A 21,841-nucleotide genomic window follows, 5' to 3' on the forward strand; every position below is an offset into this window, starting at 1 on the left:
TATCCCCCATCACTTTGGGCACCCTCTGAATTTTCAGAAGTTTTATGACCCCATCAGAGGGTCTGAAACGCCATGAGTGCCATTTTCAACCCTGCCACAATAACGTCTGAACGTGTCACTTCCTTCAACACTGACTTCCAGCTCATACCAGTTGGATGCAGGCTTGATAAACTGCTCAACAGACGATTTTTCACCGGCTGCCAGAGTGACAGTCTTTTGATTACCTGGCTCGTAGGCTGAGAAGTCTACAGTTACACGCTTCTCTGTATCTGCAAGATTTTCCAGCTTGACAAGAACCGACGGCGTTTCCTTGTTAACTCCATAACATACGGAGACTTCCTGGTTATGTTCCTGCTCGCAGGTTCCCTTAAACTGACGATGAAAACCGTTAGCAGAGAGCACCCACAAGTCATACTTATTGTCGAGAGATGTCGGCCATGTAGCCCGTACGGTATCTCCGGCTCCAATGACAAAACGCTTAGGTATCTCTTCCAGATTCAGTTGATCATAGACATGAATCACCGCGCCCTGCTGTCCACTGTTGGTCATAGTCAGAACAACGGAATACTGATCAATATCGACCAAAGCGTTGACGTGCAGCTCATAAGGAAGAGCTCTTGAAGGCCGGATACCTGCATCCGCAGCGGGCGGTAGCTGGTCATCTTCAGCCGGAGGATTAATCTGTGGCAATAGTTGTTGGAAGAATCTTATGGTATCAGCCTCGGACTTAGTCATTTCCGGTAGCGATGGCAATGGCTCGTCATTAGGGTTTTCAAAATTAAACGCCGATAATAAATTACCGCAAACCGCACGGCGAAAAGGCGTAATATTCTCTTCGATCACTCCAAAACGCTTCTCCAGAAACTGTAACACCGACGTATGATCGAACACCTGTGAGTTCACCCAGCCTCCCCGGCTCCACGGAGAAACAATCAATGCCGGAACTCTTGGACCCGGACCATAAGCCTGATTTTCAGTATGATACTCTCCGGTTGTATCAACAGTACTTTCACCATGAAAAGCTCCCTCACTCAGGGAAGGCGGGCAAGGTGGAGGCATATGATCAAAGAAACCATCATTTTCATCAAAATTGATAATCAGGACTGTTTTACTCCAGGTGTCCGGGTCACTGGTTAATGCATCCAGAACTTCCTGTGTATACCAGCCTCCCTGTACCGGTGACGAAGGTCCCGGGTGCTCGGAATAAGTTGCTGGCGCAATAATCCATGACACTTGTGGCAAAGTTTTGTTTTCAATATCACTTTTAAGACTTTCCAAAAAGCCACCGTCAGCCATGGTATTGGCGACGCCTTTCAGCAAAGGGCTTATGTTGTCATCGTCTTCTGACCATTCGGGATAAGGCTTACCATTGGATTGATTGCCTTTTGATTCATTGGCTTCCCGGTACTGTCTAAAACCGGCCAGAGGGTTGTCTGTAAAATTATCAGGTAAGTTCTGATAAATCCTCCAACTGACACCCGCCTGCTCCAGACGCTCGGGATAGGTTGTCCATGTATACCCTTCACTGGACGAGCCCAGACTATCATAATCATTAAAAATGGCAGGTGGGTTAGGGTCCAGTTCGTGATGATTGATACCCGTCCAATGATACAGCCGGTTAGGGTTAGTTCCCCCATGGAATGAGCAGTAGTATTCATCACAGACAGTAAAAGCATCGGCCAGGGCAAATTGAAAAGGTAATTCAGCCTCTGTGTAGTAACCCATCGACTGATCTTCTTTATAGGTTGGCCAATCGCTCATGCGCCCGTGATCCCAGGCTTCATGGGCATCCGGAAAAGTGTGTGGCGTACCATTCACCCGCTGGGCATTACCCTGTTCCGCATCCAGATGATAGGGATAAATAAAGCGTTCATTATTTCGTTGCTTATATTTTTGCTTCCAGACATTGCCATACACCGTAGGAACAGGATGGCGATCAGCAAAACCACGAACCCCTGCCAAGGTTCCAAAATAGTGGTCAAAAGCCCGGTTTTCCTGCATCAATATAACCACATGCTCGACATCATTGATGTTGCCATGGACATTATTTGCCGGAATGGATAAAGCCTTCACAATTGAAGGTGGAAGCAACCCTGATGCTGTCACTCCAGTTAAACCGATACCTGACGCTTTTAAAAATTTACGACGACTCAACGCTTTTTTCATAATTAGCTGATTGCCTTTACTATTTATTCAACTGGGCAGTGGTATTCACTGGTATTATTGTCACCATTGGCGGTTTCTGTTTCATCGTCACAGCCACTCAGCAATAGTGAAAAAACAATCAGTGGTATAAAACTCAGAACTCTCACAAGGACTCCCGTTTGTTATGGGTTATTTTGCGAGCACAGGGTATGTAAGAAATAAGACACAGTGATGTTACAAGGGTGTCAGTTTCATGATGAATTGGTGACAGCTGTTGGTCCTTCCTTTAATGCCTTTAGCTTGTGATTGCCCTTTATTTTTTATTTTCCGATCAAGGTTGTCTGCAGAACCATTTTGAGCGTCTATAGTTATCGTTTGTTATAAACCAGCAGGTGTTTCTGGTGCGACAAACTGTTATTTTTCTGATTGTTATGACAACGGTTCGAGCGGTTATGGCGCAGGCACCGGCAGATTTGTTCCCTGAGTATCTGTGGATCGTTGACCATGATTACCACGCTACTGCTAATTACAGGAATGCAGGTTACCTCAGCTACGTGAAGTCATTTAAAGGTAAAGCCAAGCAAAATTTCTTCTTATCATCGCTGAATATTCTTGTTCATCCGCCCGAAATCAAAGGTACTACCTCTGTTGTCTCTGTTGGCCTGCCCGGTACCTCGGTTACTTACCGATTTGATGCTGTTCCAATGGTATGGTTTCCCCCTGAGTCTCTGGAAAAAGCCTCGTTCAGCTGGTCTGCAGATGGACAGTCTCTTTTTGTCAAACGAACAGTATCGGAGCGTACATCGGACAAACCTATTATCAGGATTGAATTTGAATATTCAGGCTGTCTCAGCAGCGTCTTCACTAAAGATGTTTTGAAGCATCTGTTTACAAGGTATAACAGTATCAACCCTGAACTCTTCAATTTTGTTGCCTTTCCGGCTACCGGTCAAACGCTTGGTGAAAGGCGCGCTGGTAAAAGAGCTGCTATATTCGTCGGTGACTTTAGGGAAGAGGCAGTCTCTGGCTGTTCTGCAGCCGCTGTATCTCAACACGCGCCTGATGCCGTTGACCCATTGCATTCAGATTACAAGCCTGACCACTCAGACAAACTGTCGCCTTTGGATAATACCCCAAAAGTAAAAAATTCCTCTTCGGAACAGAAGCACGAACTGCCAAAAAAAACACACTCCGCTTTCTCCAATTGAGAAGAAGCATAACATGCAGGGCATCGAAAAATTTGAGATAGGATAATATTGCCGTACATCTATTCCAGCAAAGTATTAAAGAATTCAGGAACCAATTCAGTAGCAGGACCGCTTAGACTTCGATCAAACCGGGAGGCGTTGGAGCCGGGCTCAAGATTCAACTCTACAGTTTCGGCACCCGCAGCTTTGGCTTCTTCAAAAAAGCCAGCAGCCGGATAAACATTACCTGAAGTTCCGATGGATACAAAAAGATCACACTGCGACAAAGCTTTGTAGATACGATCCATCTCCAGGGGCATTTCACCAAACCAGACGATATGAGGCCGCAAATTGCCCGCCATTTGACAACAGGGGCAGAGTGTTTCGGTAGTCAGATCCTCATACCACTCGAAAACCTGCTCTGTATCCTGACAACTCGCTTTATAAAGCTCACCATGCATGTGAATCAGGTTCTGACTGCCCGCCCGGGAATGCAGATCATCCACGTTTTGGGTTACCAGCAGAAACTCACCATCAAAAGACTTTTCAAAGTCTGAAAGAGCCTTATGAGCAGCATTACAAACCACTTCACTCAGTCGTTGTCGCCTGTCATTATAGAAAGCCTGCACCAGGGCCGGATTGCGATAATAACCTTCCGGCGTGGCGACATCTTCAATCGAATGGTTTTCCCAAAGGCCATCACTGCCCCTGAAGGTTCGAATACCCGACTCGGCAGAAATACCGGCACCAGTCAGAACTACAATGGATGGATAATTGAGCATGAGCCTTTGATCTGTAGTAAGTTGCATTTTATTTTGCCAGAAGCCTGAACAACTATTGCCTTCAGACTTCTGACCTGAACGGTATTATCGAGTGTATACCGAGGTATATGTATACGTTTTCTTGCTTTTTGCGGGAACTTTGACTTTGATGGTGTCAGTCTGCTCCAGAGTACCGCCTTTCACATCTTCCAACTTAATCAGAGAATGATCGCGATCTGTCATCATCAAGGTCACCTCTTCATCACTGTCATTGAATACGACGGCCTGCCAGCGACTGATCAGCTCCTTCTCGCGCTGCTGACTGTCAACACGCTTTCTCTCAACCCTCACAGTCAGAGCTTCGCCCATAGCAAGATGGGCATAATCCCCTTTGGTGGTCTGGGGAATCATGGCATTACCACTGATAATCACAGTGCCGTCGCCGGTAGATTCAAGAATTCTCACCTCACCTGCAGGAAGATCGCGCCCTGCCTTAAAGCGATAATTCAGTCTGGGTCTTTGCAGATCTGAACCTCTGCCCGAATATGAACGTCCATTGACATCCAGCTGATAGTAATGATCGAGTGCTATCTGATCTTCCTTGTAGAGCGTCATCTGTTGCCAGGAGAACGGGGTCAGTTTCGTTTGATCCTTCGGCAAGGGTATGACCATGACTTCACCCACCCGCTGATTTTCCTGACCGGGCATGGGACTGGCAGCATTCGCCCTCACCATTTTATGGGCATAGCCCACGTTGGGTCGCCCCATATCACCGGCCACCAGCTTGATATCTGCGTTGTTGTAATCGGTTTCTGTGTTGTTGTTTAACAGCGCCGTCAGCTCAATACGAGCCTTTCCATCATCATCAAGAGTCATTCGATAATGGCTTGAATAGCGAATGGAAGGCGTGATGTAAGAAAGACGTAACTGGTCGGTACCTTCCAGATCCGGGAAGCGTGCTATCAGACGAGTCTGATAGTCTTTTTCCAGAAAAACCTGTTCGCGCGAAGCCAGCCTGATACCCTGCGGATCGTTCCAGTCCACCAGGTATTGTCGACCATTACTGCCCTGGACCAGACCCATTCCACTGTCATAGGAGAGCAACACACCCTGTACCGGAACGTTCAGCCCTCCCCCTACGAGTTCAACCGACTTGCCGACCAACCTGTTGTATAGATGATCCCGGTCCAGCCCACCTCTGTGCCAAGTGAGGCTATCGGGCACCAGACCTTGTTTGTCTTTGATGTATTCCAGCTCAAGGCTGTCATCTTCCCAATCATCGGCCATGCCTTCGACGACCAGGCTCCCATCCGATCCGGGAAGCACTTTGAACTGCTGACGAACCAGGGTTTTGTCCGGGTAAAGCGTTAAATGAGTACTGTTGGCGTGACTGACTTCCACTCTTCCTGCCTGTTCATCTTCATCTGCCGTTACCATACTGGCAGCCATGCCAGTAAGAACAATAGAGCTAATCAGTATTCCGGTCAGTTTGAGTCTGGTTCTCATTATGACTTTCTCCCTTTAATGAGATACTGAGGACTGATTGAGTCTACCTTTATACATAACTCAATGACCAGCCCGGATAATGATGTAAAGCTTTTGAAGAACATGCCCGTAAAATAGACCATAAATCAACTGAACGTTTGCTCGGGTATGACTCAATAATATCATCCAGTGCAGCCGAATAACGGGATACATTAACTCTTCTTATGTCCCGGGCTGGAAAGGTGGTGCCCCCACTTCATCAGGCTTCCAAGATCAAAAAGACCAGAAAGGATTATCTACTTCCAGATTCACCGGGTGGCCGAAACCGGGTACCTTAATGGATTGGTCGGTGTACTCCAGATCGTCTTCTCCAAGAACCCCTTCACCAAATAGATAAATAGGCTCCGCCTGGCCAGACAGCTGTGCAGACTCATACTCTTCCTGACGGCGGAACGTAGTTTCGTAGCACTGCTGCCAGGATGAAAGTGCCTGCTCGCCGTGTCTGGCTTTTAACATCTCACGGGTTATATCAGGACTCAGAACCAGTGCCGTAGCGTTGTTGCCCCCAAAACCTTTGGCATTGATCAGCGACATGGCCATCTGTGATGGGTCCATCTGTTTGTGATTCATACTGATATCAAGGTGTGAATGATGAACGTCTTCAGCAATGCCGGAAATGGTTCTGATTCCGGGAATAATGCCCTGATGCCAGACACCCAGTGTCGACATTAGCTGATCACCGGCAGCCGCACCAATAGAGTGACCCAGATAGCTCTTAACTGCAGTGACAGGCCAGTTATTCATACCAAAATGACGAGCCGTTTCATTGAGGATGCGGGATTCAGTCACCCGGTTCTGTGGGGTACCGGTACCGTGAGCCTGAACAAAACTTCTCTGTCGCAGAGCGTCCTCTCCCAGAATGGCCCTGCCGAGAGCGGCAGCCCTGGCAAGGGTCAGATAGTTGCCGGCACCGGGCGCTGAAATGGATTTCTTATAGCCGTCTGCGTTCACAAAAACATCAGCCACCGCCCCGAGAATTTCAGCACCGGTCTCCAGCGCCAGTCCATCATCCATCAAGACAAAGTATTGAGAAGACTCGGCAATGGTAAAACCGGCACTCTCTGCAAAAGGACGACAGGCATTACGCCAATCGGGGTTGGTAAGATCGTCAAGACCATCAAGCTTCCTCAAAGCATCATCCGTAGCCAGAGCTCCCATGGTGCTATAGCCATCCATGATTTCAGGAATGACCGGTGCCTCACTGTTGCCAACAATCACCACACGGCGCTTGCCGGAACGAATGTCGTTTACTGCCAGCTGCAGGTTATAAAGCAAGGTCGCACAGGCTCCCATTGAAGTGCCGGTATTACCCAGTGAACCCAGGATATAAGCATTGATAAAGTCAGCAGACATTTCAGCAAAGCCCAGTGGACATTGCTTGGAACTAACTCTCTTACCCATCAGGCGGGCTTTCAGCATACCGCCATAGCCGTTATAGTCGAGCTGGCTCATGGCACTGCCAGAATAGACAGCAATCTGTTCGGGAGACAAATTCTCTTTTAAGAGCTGCCACTCCAAACCTGAGGATTGCAAGGCATCTGACGCACCATAAACCGTCATAGCCAGTGAGCGGGGATGATGTCTCGACTGATAGAGCGCAGCAGGATCAAAACCGCTGGGTAACTGACCAGCAGCATTGACCGAACCAGCCCTTGTTGAAGGCAACATCAGGGTTTGCAGACCAGAAAAACAAACTCTGACATTTCGACCATCATTCAGTGCTTCCACCTGCCAGTTTTCCGGCAATGGCTTGGGCAACCTGCACTTGGGCAGAATCAGCTCGGACCCCTTGTCGGCTTTGAGGGGCTGGTGATAATAGAGAGCGTTATTATCAAACAGATTGGTTTCCAGCTGCCTGATCAAAGTACCTGAAAGAATGGTGTCTGCCGGAGTGTCTTTATCCAACCCCCTGAGTCGTGCGATAGCAGACAATGTTTTCTGCTGTTGCTGAGCACCCAATTGATCAAATATCAGGCGATGATAGCCATGAAACCCTGAACTTCGTCCCGCCGGGCTGATGCCTCCCTGCGCGACAATGACCGGCAATCTGCTCACGGTAACAACTCCATTTAGAGAAAAGATATAGCGGTAGTTTAATAGGACATTCATCAACTCATCTGTACATTTACGCCAATATACCTGATTATTACGCCATACCATCGAATTCACAGGCCGGTGCATTGGTACAGAAAACGCTTTCACTGAATAGAGTTCTGATTCCCCTTGTGGATCATATGCTGTCTACCAGCATCAGTTTACCCCTTGAAATGATCCAGGCAGGAGTCACCTATAGTCGACTGAGACATCAGTATCCAGACGTCGAAGTCTGTTTCTGTGCTGAGCAACTTAACCCGATCATCAGCATGAGCAGAATTCCTCTGACACCGGAAGTGACCTTTCCTGAAACAGGTCCCGGAGACCTTGTCATTGTGCCCGGCCTTTGGCGCAATCCCCTACCCGTGGTCAAACAATCCAGAGCAATGGTGAAATGGCTAAGGTATCAGCATCAGCAGGGCGCTACCTTCTGCGTAGCAGCAACCGGGGTCACATTTATGGCCGAAACAGGTTTATTGAATCACCAGCCCGCAGCGACTCACTGGTATTTTCTTGAACGATTAAAGCGACACTATCCCAAGGTTGATTTTAAACCCCACCACCTGATTACCCGCTCGGGCAGAATATTCTGTGCCGGAAGTGTCAACTCGGTTGCCGATCTTATGGTTCACCTTATTAAGCTGAGTATGGGAGAACAAATTGCCCATAAGGTTGAGCAGCAGTTCTCCCACGAAATTCGTCGACCTATGGATCAGATGCTGTTCGCCGAAGATCACACAACCGCTCATAACGATGAAATCATCGTCCGGCTTCAGGAATGGATAAGGCAGCATTATTGTGAAGCTATTGAGATGGAAAACCTGGTAGCAGCTTCAGGCTTGACACGAAGAACGCTGCACAGAAGATTCAAGGAAGCAACGGGCTTCTCCCCCACCGCTTATATTCAGCGAATGAGATTGACACTGGCCTCGGATCTCCTGAAAAGTACCGACCTTTCAATCAGGGAAGCAGCCTACCAGGCCGGATACACAGACCCTGACTATTTCAGCCGACTGTTTCAGAAACACTTCCAGCTCACGCCAAGCGACTTTAAGCGCAGTGTTCGGGACAAACTTTTCTATCTTGAGAGCTCTTGATACATTTCGTATCAATATACCGACTGATCTATACCGCCTGCGCCTTTTCCACCCTGCCGGTTTTGGATAAGCTTTACTCGACTGTTATGGCACAGTGAACCGAGTGCCGTCTCTTATCGTTAACCGGAGCCAAAGATGATTATCAAGCCAAGGATTCGCGGATTTATCTGCACAACGACCCACCCTGTCGGGTGTGAGCAGAACGTTAAAGAGCAGATCGCTTATACCAGGGCTCAGGGTGAAGTGGCCGGGGGTCCCAAGCGGGTCCTGGTTATTGGTGCTTCCAGTGGTTACGGCCTTGCCTCTCGAATTACTGCGGCTTTTGGTTCAGGCGCGGCCACTATCGGTGTTTTCTTTGAAAAGCCTGCGACCGAAAAAAAACCCGGTACGGCAGGTTGGTACAATTCTGCCGCTTTCGAAAAGCTGGCCCATGAAGCAGGTCTCTATGCAAAAAGCCTGAACGGAGATGCATTCAGTCACGAAGCCAAAACCAAAACAATCGAACTGATCAAGGAAGATCTGGGCCAGATCGATCTGGTAGTTTATTCCCTGGCTTCTCCCGTCCGTAAACTGCCTGACAGTGGTGAAGTGATCCGTTCCGTACTCAAGCCTATGGGACAGCCTTATAAGGCGACTGCCGTCGACACCAACAAAGATCAACTGTTTGAAGCCTCTGTTGAGCCTGCGACCGAAGAAGAAGTAGCAGCAACGGTGACGGTAATGGGGGGTGAAGACTGGGAACTCTGGATAAAAGCTCTTTCAGAAGCCGATGTCCTGGCAGAAGGCTGTAAAACTGTGGCCTATAGCTATATTGGTACCGAACTTACCTGGCCTATTTACTGGGAAGGTGCATTGGGTCAAGCCAAAAAGGATCTCGACCGTGCCGCCCACGCCATTGATAAACAACTCAAGAGCCTGAATGGTTCAGCCAACATCGCAGTACTGAAGAGCGTCGTTACCCAGGCCAGCTCCGCCATTCCGGTAATGCCTCTCTATATCGCCATGGTCTTCAAAAAGATGCGCGAAGAAGGTGTTCATGAAGGCTGCATCGAGCAGATCAACCGAATGTTCCGTGATCGCCTTCACAGAGAAGACGGCCAGGCTCCGGCAGTGGACGACACCAATCGCCTGCGCCTGGATGACTGGGAGCTGAGAGATGATATTCAATCACACTGTCAGGCACTCTGGCCAGCACTGACCAACGAAAACCTGGCCGAGCTGACTGATTACGTTGAATACAAGGAAGAGTTCCTGAAACTCTTTGGTTTTGGTGTTGAAGGCGTTGATTATGAGGCGGATGTTAATCCATTAGTGCCTTTTGACGTGATTGATATCTGATCGACCGATCCGGGAGGGCTTGAAAGCCCTCTTTTATCAATTCCCAAGCTCGTTGAAATACGACAGCCAACCAATCCTACCTATTTTTTTAAATCTGAATTTAATGCGTTTAAACGAAAGCCATGGTTCAGAAAAGGAGTATTATGCAATGGATATATTGACTGATCTCAAGGCTATTCTGCACTCAAAAAGAGCCAATATCTATTATCTGGAAAAATGCCGGATCATGCAGAAAGATGGCCGGGTGCTGTATCTCACCGAAGCAAAAAATAACAACCACTACTGGAATATTCCCATTGCCAACACCACTTGCCTGCTATTGGGCAACGGAACCTCTATTACTCAGGCCGCTGCTCGTATGCTGGCTTCTGCCGGTGTGTTAATTGGTTTTTGTGGTGGCGGTGGAACGCCCCTGTTGATGGCCAATGAGGTGGAATGGTTAACGCCACAAAGTGAATATCGCCCCACAGAATACATGCAGGGCTGGATGCAGTTCTGGTTTGATGACCAGAAAAGATTACAAGCAGCCAAACAAATGCAGCTCGCCAGAATTCAGTTTATGAAAACAATTTGGAGCAAAGACCGAGACCTCAAAAATGAAGGCTTTCTCATTGATAGCATAAAGCCTGACCTTGAGACTACTGAGAGCACAATCAACAAGGTATTAACAGTCAATGATTTACTACAGGCAGAGGCACGGCTGACCAAGACGCTTTATAAGTTTGCAGCACGGCAAACCGGTTATGGTTCATTTACTCGTGAACGCAGCGCAGAAGATCAGGCCAATACATTTTTGAATCATGGTAATTATCTGGCTTACGGACTGGCAGCAACCACGCTTTGGGTATTAGGCATCCCCCACGGTTTTGCAGTGATGCACGGCAAAACCCGCCGGGGAGCCCTGGTATTCGACGTAGCTGATCTCATCAAGGATACACTGGTTCTTCCCTGGTCGTTTATCTGTGCAAAGGAAGACGCCACAGAGCAAGAGTTCCGGCAACAGTGCTTGCAGGCATTTACTGATCATAAGGCCCTGGATTTTATGTTTGATCAGGTAAAAGCCATAGCCCTGAAAGATGACTGGGAGTAAGCAGCCATGATGGTCACCTTTGTCTCCCAGTGTGAAAAAAATGCTCTGAAAAAAACACGACGGGTTCTGGATGCTTTTGCAGACCGAATTGGCGACAACACCTGGCAAACCATTATTACTCAGGAAGGATTAAACGCCGTTAAAAAACTGCTGCGCAAAACAGCGACTAAGAGTACTGCCGTCAGTTGCCACTGGATTCGGTCTCGGTCGCGTAGTGAGTTGGTTTGGGTGGTAGGGCAAAAGGAAAAGTTTAACTCTCAAGGTATCGTACCAGTCAATATTACTGAATCTCCTACAAGCCAGTACGCTGACCAGCACTACTGGTCAACGATCAATACTATCTCTTGTGCAGCCCAGATTGCCGGATTGTTCCATGATTTCGGCAAAGCCAATACTCTCTTTCAGGATAAAATCAATCCAGATAAAAAAACGCCCATCGCTGAACCTTATCGCCATGAATGGATTTCGCTCCGGCTTTTTCAGACCTTCGTTGCGGATAAGACTGACCGTCAATGGCTTGTAGAGCTAAGCGAAATCGACCTTGATAGTATTGGTCAATGCTTCAGGGATGGAATTGATAAAGCTTTTGGTGAACATCCACTGTTAAGCTTGCCTTCGTTTGCCCAGTTGGTTGCCTGGATTATTGTATCCCACCATCGCTTACCCTTAGCACCGGCATGGCAGAATAACTTCACAGCACCAGCATTGGATAAGATTAAGGACTGGTTAGATAGTGCATTTTATGCTCGCTGGAATTCGTATCAGTGCGAAGATTATGACCAAAAGAGTCGCATTGAAGAGAACTGGACATTCGCCGAGAAGGCATTGCCCTACCACAGCTTCAAATGGCGTTGTCGAGCATCGGATATTGCGACAAACACCCTGAAGCACTTTCCCCAATGGTATAACGAACAAGCAGATTACCTTCACAACAACCTATTTACCAGCCATCTGGCCCGGCTCTGTATGATGTTGGCAGATCGCTATTACTCACAGCAAGAAATAACAACCGAATGGCAGAGTCAGAATTACCGTGTTTATGCCAACACCTACGGCAAAGAAGATCATCGCAAAGGCTTCAAGCAAAAGCTCGATGAGCATTTGATTGGAGTTGCTCACCACAGTCGTAAAATCACCAAAGCCCTGATTAGCTTGAATCACAGTTTACCGAATCTTCAAGATATTTCCGCTCTTACAGATAAGGTCAAAAAAGAGTTCAAAGGAAAATTCGGCTGGCAGGATGGTGCCGTCAAACTGGCCAAAAAACTTGCCAAAGAAACGGTTATCAATGGTTTTTTCGGCGTCAATATGGCATCGACCGGTTATGGAAAAACCATCAGCAATGCCAAAATTATGTATGCACTGGGGCAGGAAACCGGTCGCACTCGCTTCAGTGTTGCGCTCGGTTTGCGCACGCTGACTTTGCAAACAGGCCAGTCTTTCAAAACAGAACTTGGCCTGAATGATGAAAATTTAGCCATTGCTGTTGGTGGTACTGCTATCACACAGCTTTTTGATTATTCCAATCAAAAGAGTGCCGAAAAGGAAAATGGAACCGGCAGCGAGTCAGCGGATGAGGCTCTTGATAAAGAGGCTTATGTCCATTACACCGGAGATACCAGTCACAGCCTGAGTGAATGGACAGAAAAAGATAAACGGATTGATAAACTACTTTATGCACCTGCACTGGTATGTACCATTGACCATCTAATCTCAGCCACCGAAGGCACACGAGGAGGCCGACAAACGGCGGCCATGCTACGGCTTCTTACGTCTGACCTGATACTGGACGAACCAGACGACTTTAGCCAGGGCGATTTACCTGCACTTTGTCGTCTTGTTCACTGGGCAGGTATGCTCGGCAGCCGGGTTCTGCTTTCAACGGCAACCCTGCCTCCGGCGCTGGCTTACGCATTGTTTGAATCCTACCGAAACGGATGGAAACAGTATGCCATGGCGAATATCCCTGCCTGGAAGGGTGAAATTTGTTGTGGCTGGTTTGATGAATTCGCGACATCTGATAATGAGCATTGCCTGATCAGCAGCTTAGAGGATTATAAAGCAAAGCATAATCGCTTCATCAAACCCCGCGTTAAACGTTTAGCTGCTCACTCTGCCCCCGGCAAAACTCACAAACAATGGGGTGATATTGCACTGATTGATTCTGGCTCAGCAACCAGCCCATCTGACGCATTAGCCGCTTCTGTTTACACGCAAATGACTCATCTACATCGGCATCACTGCGTCACTAAAGACAACCAAAGTCTTTCTATTGGCCTGGTGAGAATGGCCAATATTGATCCGCTGGTACGTGTTGCCAAAAAGCTGTTTGCGATGGATGCACCTGCCACTTATACGGCGGGCGATACCTGTGTTCATCTATGCGTCTATCACAGCCGCTACCCACTGGCGATTCGTAATTTTATTGAACAGCACCTTGATGCAATATTGAATCGGAAAAATCCCGACGCAATTTGGGCTCCAGGCAGTTCTGTCTGTCGTGTTATGGAGCGACATAGCCAACATCACCATATTTTCGTGGTGCTGGCATCGCCGGTTGCAGAAGTTGGGCGAGACCACGATTACGATTGGGCCATTGTTGAACCCAGTTCCATGCGCTCCATCATTCAATTAGCAGGGCGGGTTTTACGACATCGGAAGATTTATCCCAAATCCCCTAATGTCATACTGTTGGACCAGAACTACAAGGCACTGGGAAATAAGGAAGTATGTTTTGAACGCCCCGGCTTCGAGACCAGGAAGATGCAACTGGCCTCAACGCACTTGAGCAAGCTGTTAGATGCTTGCCAATACCAGTCAATCAATGCCATCCCCAGAATTACGTTACCCGATAGAAAAGACAACAATCGCGACCAGGATGGTAAATACACCAATCTGAATGGCCTTGAACATAAAGCATTGGCCTGGCAGCTATTTTCCGGAGAAAAGAGAGCGAAGTTCTGGTGGGATAGCGAACAGCTCATAAAACCCTACTGGTGCGGCGAAGTTCAGCGCCAGCAAAGGTTCCGTCAGTCTCAAAAAGATGAGGCCTATTACTTGTGGCTTGATGATTACCATAGTACCTCCTATTGGCGCTGGTATAATGAAGCAGCCAAGCCACCAAAGTTTGGAGATAACCTGGGCATCGAAACGGCAACACCGGTCATATTGGGTCAAGGTATGCACTTCTGGTTCGATCAGACGCCAGAAGCCATATATCAAACACTGGCCAGCGATCTGGGCATGGACTTGCCGCAAGTTAGCTGGAATTTCGGGGAGCTACGCGCTCCAGAGATGCAAGAAAATATGCATGATTATGATTATCATCATCAATTAGGGCTTTACCGGCGGGAATAAGAGAATGGTAGAAAAATTAAACAGCTGGCATAAGGTTATCAAGCACTATATTGATGACCTGAAAGAACATGGCAACCAGCAGCTCTACATTGATGAGCTGGTAGCGATATTCCTCTCTAAACAATTAGGTTTAGTCACAGTCTCTCAAGAGGATCAAAGAGAATTTAAACGTCTTATCCAACCCATTAACAAAAAACCACCAACCAGTAAAAACAGGCCCTTATTTGAAAAGGCCTACCAACAGCTTCTTGAAAAAGAATGGATCAGCGACTTTTCGCTACCGCTGCAGCGCATTAACAACAAAACTGATTTTTACAATATCTGGATATGTCGGTCAGTGGAGCTCAGTGGTGGTGTCATGCCTGCAACCCACGCCGCCAAACTGTCACACTCAAAAAGTTCTGGCTCATCCATACTGGATTATTCAAACAATCAAAAAGAGGGCTATTTAACGACCAGTAGCTTAAAGCGCAAAATCGTAGATGGCACCTACGTAGATGCAAAATTCTCAAGGCAGATTAAGTTTTTGCTGCTGAGGCACAACGAGACTTACCTGTTTGATGCAATCTACGACACCGGTAAGGCGGAATTGGACCATTTTGCTGAAAGCCCTGAAGAACTCAACACCTGGTTAAGCAAGTATCGTGATGTTCTGGCACAAATACCCAGAACAGACACCTTGTTGAAGCAAATATACTTTCCCATAGAGCCCCAGAAATACCACTTATTGAGTGTACTAAAATCATCATCACTGGCTCAGAAGATATACGATTCACACTTTTCCAAAGATGCCCAAAATGACAAAAAGTCAATAGACAAAGCAAGAAAAAATAATAAATACGCACAAGGAAATACCTTTTGGATTCCAGATGTCAACAAACTAATGACTACTCAGAGTCAGCCGCAAAATGCGACTACACTCAATGGCAAGCGTCGAGGCGCCATCAGGTTGCTCTCTTGCCAACCACCTGTCTGGAAAAGTAATTTAAAACCTCCCATTTACCATTCATCTTTGTTTCAGGGCATCCATGCCAGAGAAGTAAGAGACGACATTGAATACTTACTTAATTTTTTAATGCGTAATGAACGTCTTGATCTCAGTATTCGTGATCCCCAAAAAAGGCAATGGCTGATTAAATGGGGGCAACACATTATAGATACAGTGCTTTTTTACGTGCAGGAAGTTCAAAAACTCCCAGCAGGCTGGAGCAATGTACCAGATATCAAACTCAAACAGGCGCACCAGTATTTTCTCGACCCTTATCGAGAAGATGAAGCGTTTCAAGCCGCAAGAAAAGGCAGCAATTGGCAAGAGGTTATCAGCCAAGATTTTGCCGTCTGGTTAAACAGCAAGCTACCGGGTAAAGATAAGCAGTTCACGCCACAACCTGCACACCGGAAGCTATGGACTCTACTAATGGCTGATGCTTTGCGAGAACTAACGCCTGCTCTAGAGGTGAAATTCAAACAAAAACCGAGGGGCGATGCATGAGCCTGTATCTACTAATCAACCGGATTAAGGTAGAAAATGCCAATACCATTGCCGGATTTACTTGGGGGTTTCCAGCCATCACCCATTTTCTGGGCTTCTCCCATAATCTAGCTCGAAAACACGCTTGCTCAAGTTTTTCCAATCTTAAGTTAGAGGGCTGCAGTGTTTTTGCTCATGAACACCATGTGCATACCTATGGCAACTACAATGACCGCTTTCTGCAAAGCAAAAATCCGGCCTATTTAGAGAAAGATGCCGAAAATGTCGCCAAAGGCAGTTCTCCTTCAATCATTGAAGAAGGTAAGATGAATATGATGGTGTCATTGTTAATCGCAGTGGAGGGGCTTCCCGGACGCCGGACCAATGAATGGCTGGAATGGGTCAAAGGTCAGTGTCTCAGGCAGCGTTTAGCTGGCGGCTCTATTTGGAAGATAGGCGCTGTTGCCCTTTTTGATTTAACCGACAGCAATGACTTTTACCGACTAAAACGACAATTGTTGCCTGGCTTTGCCCTGATGGACCGATCCGGAGCATTAGCTGAACATTACCAGAAATGCCTTGAGGAAAATCCAGAAACTGAACAAATCGACGCCTGGCTGGACTTTTCGGCACTCAAACAGCGTGCCCGCCCCCAATCGAACCTGATTAATACTTATCTCAAAGATCGGGCAAAAACAGGCGAGGACATCGAGGGGCTTTATGAGTGCTGGAATAAGCATTTAGAGACCACTCACGAGGGCGAGATTCCCGATTTACTCAAAGCCTTTTTCTCTGACCTACAAGACAGTAAAGAGCATAAACATTTACTGCAACAGTGGGCACAGTACATAGCGCCCGATGCCAAAACCCCCGCAGACTGGAGTTACCAGGCCAAACCCGAAGGCGGTTATCTTGTACCAATAATGACGGGTTACAAAGCAATTTCACCGGTCTATGACAACAATGAAATTTTGAATACCCGTGATGCAGAAACCCCGGTCTGTTTTGTGGAGTCCGTCCACTCAGTGGGGGAATGGAAAGGCGTTCACCATTTCCGGGAAGAGGGGGATATTACTGCCAGCCTTTGGCATTATCAGTATGAAGATGGCTGGTACTTATGCAGACAAACAACACAACAAACTATTGCCAGCACAGGAAATCTGGACGACCAGATTCTGGCGATATACGACAACCCTGAAGATGAACTGGTCTAAAAAGGATAGAAGAATGAGTATTAAACTACCGAGCATGTTGGCTTTTGAACGCAAGCTGGAAACATCGGATGCCCTGATGATGGCGGGTAATTGGAAGGATAAAGATGATGATAAGCTTTGGTCTGAAATTACCATCACCCAAAGAAAAAACCGCTCTACTCAAAGCGCTTTTGGCACTAAAGATGCCGACAAAGTCAAACCAAACCCTGTGTCATCTGATAATGATGATGCTAACCTGCCCCATGACAAGGATACATTAAAGGTCAGCTTCTCCCTGAGAGTCGTTGGTGGAATTGGCGTACCTTTTGGCTGTAACGATCCTGAGTTTACCAATGCCATTATCAAAAAAACCAAAGAATACAAATCTGATGGACTAAAAGAGCTGGCTTTCCGCTATGCCTATAACATAGCCAGTGGCCGTTTTCTCTGGCGTAACCGTGTTTGTGCAGAGAAAATATCAGTACAAATCCGTGTGGGTGACGAATCTCCAAAAACATTCAATGGTTATGACTTCCCGCTTAATGACTTCAACTCTCAACGGGAGAATGAAGATTTATCGCAAATTGCCAGTGCTATGTACGTCGGCTTGAATAATGACGATCATTTTGTCTGCTTAACCGTCAATGCTTTTGTCAAACAAGGGGTTGGTCAGCACGTATTCCCTTCTCAGGAAATGAATATGGGCGAAAAGAAAAAAGTGCTTTTTAAACTCGGCAACTGTGCCGCATTGCACAGCGTAAAAGTCGGCAATGCCATTCGCACTATTGATGACTGGTATGGAACAGACCAAACACCGGCTGATTTCCCCATCGCTGTTGAGCCTTATGGCGCTGTTACACAGCAAGCCCAAGCTTATCGAAAAAGTAAGACCGATCTCTATACCCTAATGCTTAACTGGGTTAACGACAAACTGATCACTGAAAATCAGAAAAATTATGTATTAGCTAATCTGATCCGCGGTGGTGTATTTAGCAGAAAAGCTGATTCATAAGGGGGGATGATGAAGCATTATATTGAGCTAACACTTATCCCTAATGAAGAAATTGGCCATCACTTTCTTTGGGAGAAGATCTTTCAGCAGGTGCATCTGGCTCTGGTTGACCAACAGAATGCTGATGGAAGTTCATCCGTTGGCATTGCCTTCCCGGAATTCAGTGCTGAACAGCACAGGCTGGGTCGAAAGTTGAGGGCATTTGCCATAAACGAAAGTCAGTTAGTCGAGCTTAATATGACACAATCGTTGAACAGGCTCAGGGACTACGTTCACCTGTCATCCATAAAGCCAGTGCCTGACGGTATCAAAGACTATGTCATTTTCCAACGGCTGCAGTTTAAGTCTAATATTGAGCGCCTGGCTCGGCGGGCGGCAAAACGCAGTGGCACCAGCTTTGAACAGGCGATGGAAGAAAGGAAGCATCTACAACCTCAATACAGCAAAGCACCATTCATATGGATGAAGAGCTTGAGCAAGAAAAAGCGTTTCAAACTCTTCATTGGAGGTGAGTTTACCCAGAATGTCATGATGAATGGGACCACATTTAATTTATACGGACTGTCAAAGGGAGGTGCTTTACCTCATTTTTGACCCTTTATTTAACTGCCTTTAAAAATATTATATAAAACAAACAGTTACAACATACGCCTAGATTATTGGGTTAACCGCTCAATTATTCATAAGTTATTGTTGTAACGTTTTTTTAAATTCGAAGGTTCACTGCCGCACAGGCAGCATAGTAAAGTCTCAAAACTCGCTTAACTCGAATTTTTTTGTTCACTGCTTGTGCGACAATGAACGGCTTAAGTTCGGATAAAGGCAGGTCCAAATTTCTAAGCAGCCTGTGCGGCCGTGAACCCAAAACAGCCGCTTCAACTTCGCCCGATGCATTTCTAAGCTGCCTATGCGGCGGTGAACAAACGGCCAGCTCGTATTGCTTCGGACTTGATTTTCTAAGCTGCCTGTGCGGCAGTGAACGCTGTCTGAACCGACTTGGCCAGCTCGGTAAGTTTCTAAGCTGCCTGCACGGCAGTGAACTACCCCCCATCCAAACTACAAAGGTCTTGTGATTTCTAAGCTGCCTGCACGGCAGTGAACTTAAAAAACGTGGCGGATTACTTGCTAGACCATTTCTAAGCTGCCTGCACGGCAGTGAACAACCATTTCATCGGGCCGCTTTTCGACCGGACTTTCTAAGCTGCCTGCACGTCAGTGAACTGAAAGGCCGCCAAACGTCGAAGAAAGAGCCGTTTCTAAGCTGCCTGCACGGCAGTGAACGTCAGTACCTTCAGGTAATTTAAGGCGCTACATTTCTAAGCTACCTGCACGGCAGTGAACCTGAACCAACAACAGCGTCGATACTGCCGGTTTTTCTAAGCTGCCTGCACGGCAGTGAACTGTTGGCCTAAACCAGCAGAACACCCCTGACTTTTCTAAGCTGCCTGCACGGCAGTGAACGAGAGCGCCAGCTTTGAGCAGGATCTGAAGAATTTCTAAGCTGCCTGCACGGCAGTGAACGACCAACACGGCCGCAAAACCACTTCCATGATTTTCTAAGCTGCCTGCACGGCAGTGAACTAACTCAACGCCCTGGCAAAGCTGGCTCTATCTTTCTAAGCTGCCTGCACGGCAGTGAACCACTGTGAGCGCGACGACCAGGACGATTACCTTTTCTAAGCTGCCTGCACGGCAGTGAACTACGGCGTGGCGTTTGGCCATGCGGTGTTTTGTTTCTAAGCTGCCTGCACGGCAGTGAACGCGCTGTGCGCCTCCTTTTTTTCCACCCGGCTTTCTAAGCTGCCTGCACGGCAGTGAACGCAAGCGGTCGGGTTGGTATCTATGAAAGCATTTCTAAGCTGCCTGCACGGCAGTGAACGCCGAACTACCCTTTTCAGGATCAATTTTTTTTCTAAGCTGCCTGCACGGCAGTGAACGCCGAACTGCCCTTTTCAGGATCAATTTTTTTTCTAAGCTGCCTGCACGGCAGTCAACAAAGAGAGGGAGTTAAGGAATAAGCAGAGGCATTTCTAAGCTGCCTGCACGGCAGTGAACTCCAACGCCATGCAGCAGTTTGGGCAAGCTATTTTCTAAGCTGCCTGCACGGCAGTGAACTCGAAAACACGCCAGAAGTTGCCAGAGCTATGTTTCTAAGCTGCCTGCACGGCAGTGAACGCTATGGCGAAGAAGGTTATGTTTTCGAGATATTTCTAAGCTGCCTGCACGGCAGTGAACAATAATGCTTGAAGCGTTGGCACATCTCCAAATTTCTAAGCTGCCTGCACGGCAGTGAACAGGATCTATGCTGTCCTTAATAATGCCATAGATTTCTAAGCTGCCTGCACGGCAGTGAACATAATGATGCTGATTATGTTTGGGTAGCCTTTTTTCTAAGCTGCCTGCACGGCAGTGAACGTTGTACCGCTCAGGATTCCACTCGCTATTGCTTTCTAAGCTGCCTGCACGGCAGTGAACATTTTGGTATCGCTCCATGAGCTTCCAGGAACTTTCTGAGCTGCCTGCACGGCAGTGAACCGTCCCTCCGGTTACGTTATCTCGCTCAGGAGTTTCTAAGCTGCCTGCACGGCAGTGAACCGAGTCAATCGTATTTCCTTGCTCCCAGATAATTTCTAAGCTGCCTGCACGGCAGTGAACATTGCAGCAGAATCGGCAGCACTGGCATCAATTTTATAAGCTGCCTGCACGGCAGTGAACCGCATAGACCAAACGAACGGAATCTTGAGACATTTCTAAGCTGCCTGCACGGCAGTGAACTTCCCAATGATGCGGCTTATCATTCTGGCAATTTTCTAAGCTGCCTGCACGGCAGTGAACATCAATCCGATCCACCGGGGACTAATGTCGGTTTTCTAAGCTGCCTGTACGGCAGTGAACATGGGGAAAGCTGTTTTTACTGCCACGGTTCATTTCTAAGCTGCCTGCACGGCAGTGAACAGGCGGCATGATTACCGATAGCTTGGCCGTTTTTTCTAAGCTGCCTGCACGGCAGTGAACGGCAATATACGTTCATACCAACTTTTGCGACATTTCTAAGCTGCCTGCACGGCAGTGAACGGTTATAGAAAACGCCCCCGCTGTATGAAACCTTTCTAAGCTGCCTGCACGGCAGTGAACGAGTTTTATCGTGTTTATGATAGCCCCCGGGATTTCTAAGCTGCCTGCACGGCAGTGAACCCACCCCAAAAAACTGAACCGGCTTTTTTATCTTTCTAAGCTGCCTGCACGGCAGTGAACGGTAACACGGCCAAACCCGGCAAACAGTTCCATTTCTAAGCTGCCTGCACGGCAGTGAACTTGATCTCCGTAACCTGAACATCAAACACACATTTCTAAGCTGCCTGCACGGCAGTGAACCAGTTGCATCCGAAACCGCACTGTTGCCAGAATTTCTAAGCTGCCTGCACGGCAGTGAACGTTGTTTAATGGCTTGGGGTATCTCGGCCAGTTTTCTAAGCTGCCTGCACGGCAGTGAACCCCCAGGGACAGGAGCGCAAGACATTTAATAATTTCTAAGCTGCCTGCACGGCAGT

At 47.5% G+C, this 21,841-nt stretch carries 14 protein-coding genes and 1 CRISPR repeat array (1 of these 15 cut by a window edge); of the genes, 9 read left to right on the top strand and 5 right to left on the bottom strand.

Annotated features, from left to right (window positions below):
• Positions 1–42 precede the first annotated feature (42 nt).
• Positions 43–2,166 (bottom strand): phosphocholine-specific phospholipase C, encoded by a 2,124-nt coding sequence (locus tag ACOJUO_RS21015; protein WP_422138050.1) that lies wholly within the window; start codon positions 2,164–2,166, stop codon positions 43–45.
• Between the two features lie 23 nt (positions 2,167–2,189).
• Positions 2,190–2,312 carry a hypothetical protein gene (locus ACOJUO_RS21020; protein WP_422133878.1) on the bottom strand — a complete coding sequence of 41 codons (123 nt, stop codon included), beginning with the start codon at positions 2,310–2,312 and terminating at the stop codon, positions 2,190–2,192.
• A 234-nt stretch (positions 2,313–2,546) separates the two neighbouring features.
• Here ACOJUO_RS21020 and ACOJUO_RS21025 point away from each other — a divergent pair, with 234 nt between their 5' ends.
• Positions 2,547–3,353 (top strand): hypothetical protein, encoded by an 807-nt coding sequence (locus tag ACOJUO_RS21025; protein WP_422138051.1) that lies wholly within the window; start codon positions 2,547–2,549, stop codon positions 3,351–3,353.
• 59 nt (positions 3,354–3,412) lie between these two features.
• On the opposite strand, the gene cobB is transcribed toward ACOJUO_RS21025, so the two are convergent.
• The 3 genes from cobB to ACOJUO_RS21040 form a co-directional block, all read right to left on the bottom strand.
• Positions 3,413–4,141, bottom strand: a complete 729-nt coding sequence (gene cobB / locus ACOJUO_RS21030; protein ID WP_422133880.1) for a Sir2 family NAD+-dependent deacetylase — start codon at positions 4,139–4,141, stop codon at positions 3,413–3,415.
• A gap of 57 nt (positions 4,142–4,198) precedes the next feature.
• Positions 4,199–5,599 carry a DUF4139 domain-containing protein gene (locus ACOJUO_RS21035; protein ID WP_422138052.1) on the bottom strand — a complete coding sequence of 467 codons (1,401 nt, stop codon included), beginning with the start codon at positions 5,597–5,599 and terminating at the stop codon, positions 4,199–4,201.
• A gap of 252 nt (positions 5,600–5,851) precedes the next feature.
• On the bottom strand, positions 5,852–7,693 hold the full coding sequence (locus ACOJUO_RS21040; RefSeq protein ID WP_422138053.1) for a beta-ketoacyl synthase: 1,842 nt from the start codon (positions 7,691–7,693) through the stop codon (positions 5,852–5,854).
• A gap of 179 nt (positions 7,694–7,872) precedes the next feature.
• Between ACOJUO_RS21040 and ACOJUO_RS21045 the strand changes: the two genes are divergently transcribed.
• From ACOJUO_RS21045 to cas6f, 8 genes are all read left to right on the top strand, one after another.
• Entirely contained in the window at positions 7,873–8,829 is a 957-nt protein-coding gene (locus ACOJUO_RS21045) for a GlxA family transcriptional regulator (protein ID WP_422138054.1), read from the top strand.
• Positions 8,830–8,964: 135 nt separating this feature from the next.
• The gene (fabV, locus tag ACOJUO_RS21050) at positions 8,965–10,167 is read left to right on the top strand and encodes an enoyl-ACP reductase FabV (RefSeq protein WP_422138055.1); all 1,203 of its coding nucleotides are present in this window, start codon (positions 8,965–8,967) and stop codon (positions 10,165–10,167) included.
• A gap of 148 nt (positions 10,168–10,315) precedes the next feature.
• Positions 10,316–11,257 carry a type I-F CRISPR-associated endonuclease Cas1f gene (cas1f, locus tag ACOJUO_RS21055; protein WP_422138056.1) on the top strand — a complete coding sequence of 314 codons (942 nt, stop codon included), beginning with the start codon at positions 10,316–10,318 and terminating at the stop codon, positions 11,255–11,257.
• 6 nt (positions 11,258–11,263) lie between these two features.
• Positions 11,264–14,614, top strand: a complete 3,351-nt coding sequence (gene cas3f / locus ACOJUO_RS21060) for a type I-F CRISPR-associated helicase Cas3f (protein ID WP_422138057.1) — start codon at positions 11,264–11,266, stop codon at positions 14,612–14,614.
• 4 nt (positions 14,615–14,618) lie between these two features.
• Positions 14,619–16,106, top strand: coding sequence for a type I-F CRISPR-associated protein Csy1 (gene csy1 / locus ACOJUO_RS21065; protein ID WP_422138058.1), 1,488 nt, complete (start codon positions 14,619–14,621; stop codon positions 16,104–16,106).
• Positions 16,103–17,299: a type I-F CRISPR-associated protein Csy2 gene (csy2, locus tag ACOJUO_RS21070; RefSeq protein WP_422138059.1), complete on the top strand. Its 1,197-nt coding sequence runs from the start codon at positions 16,103–16,105 to the stop codon at positions 17,297–17,299. Before csy1 ends, csy2 begins: the two co-directional genes overlap by 4 nt.
• Before the next feature lie 13 nt (positions 17,300–17,312).
• Positions 17,313–18,290: a type I-F CRISPR-associated protein Csy3 gene (gene csy3, locus ACOJUO_RS21075; protein WP_422138060.1), complete on the top strand. Its 978-nt coding sequence runs from the start codon at positions 17,313–17,315 to the stop codon at positions 18,288–18,290.
• A 6-nt stretch (positions 18,291–18,296) separates the two neighbouring features.
• Positions 18,297–18,884, top strand: coding sequence for a type I-F CRISPR-associated endoribonuclease Cas6/Csy4 (gene cas6f, locus ACOJUO_RS21080; protein WP_422138061.1), 588 nt, complete (start codon positions 18,297–18,299; stop codon positions 18,882–18,884).
• Positions 18,885–19,123: 239 nt separating this feature from the next.
• Positions 19,124–21,841: direct repeats of the CRISPR family, unit length 28 nt; unit sequence TTTCTAAGCTGCCTGCACGGCAGTGAAC; it runs 4,866 nt beyond the window's last position.

The sequence above is a fragment of the Endozoicomonas sp. ALC020 genome, from assembly GCF_049275935.1.
Taxonomy (GTDB): domain Bacteria; phylum Pseudomonadota; class Gammaproteobacteria; order Pseudomonadales; family Endozoicomonadaceae; genus Endozoicomonas_A.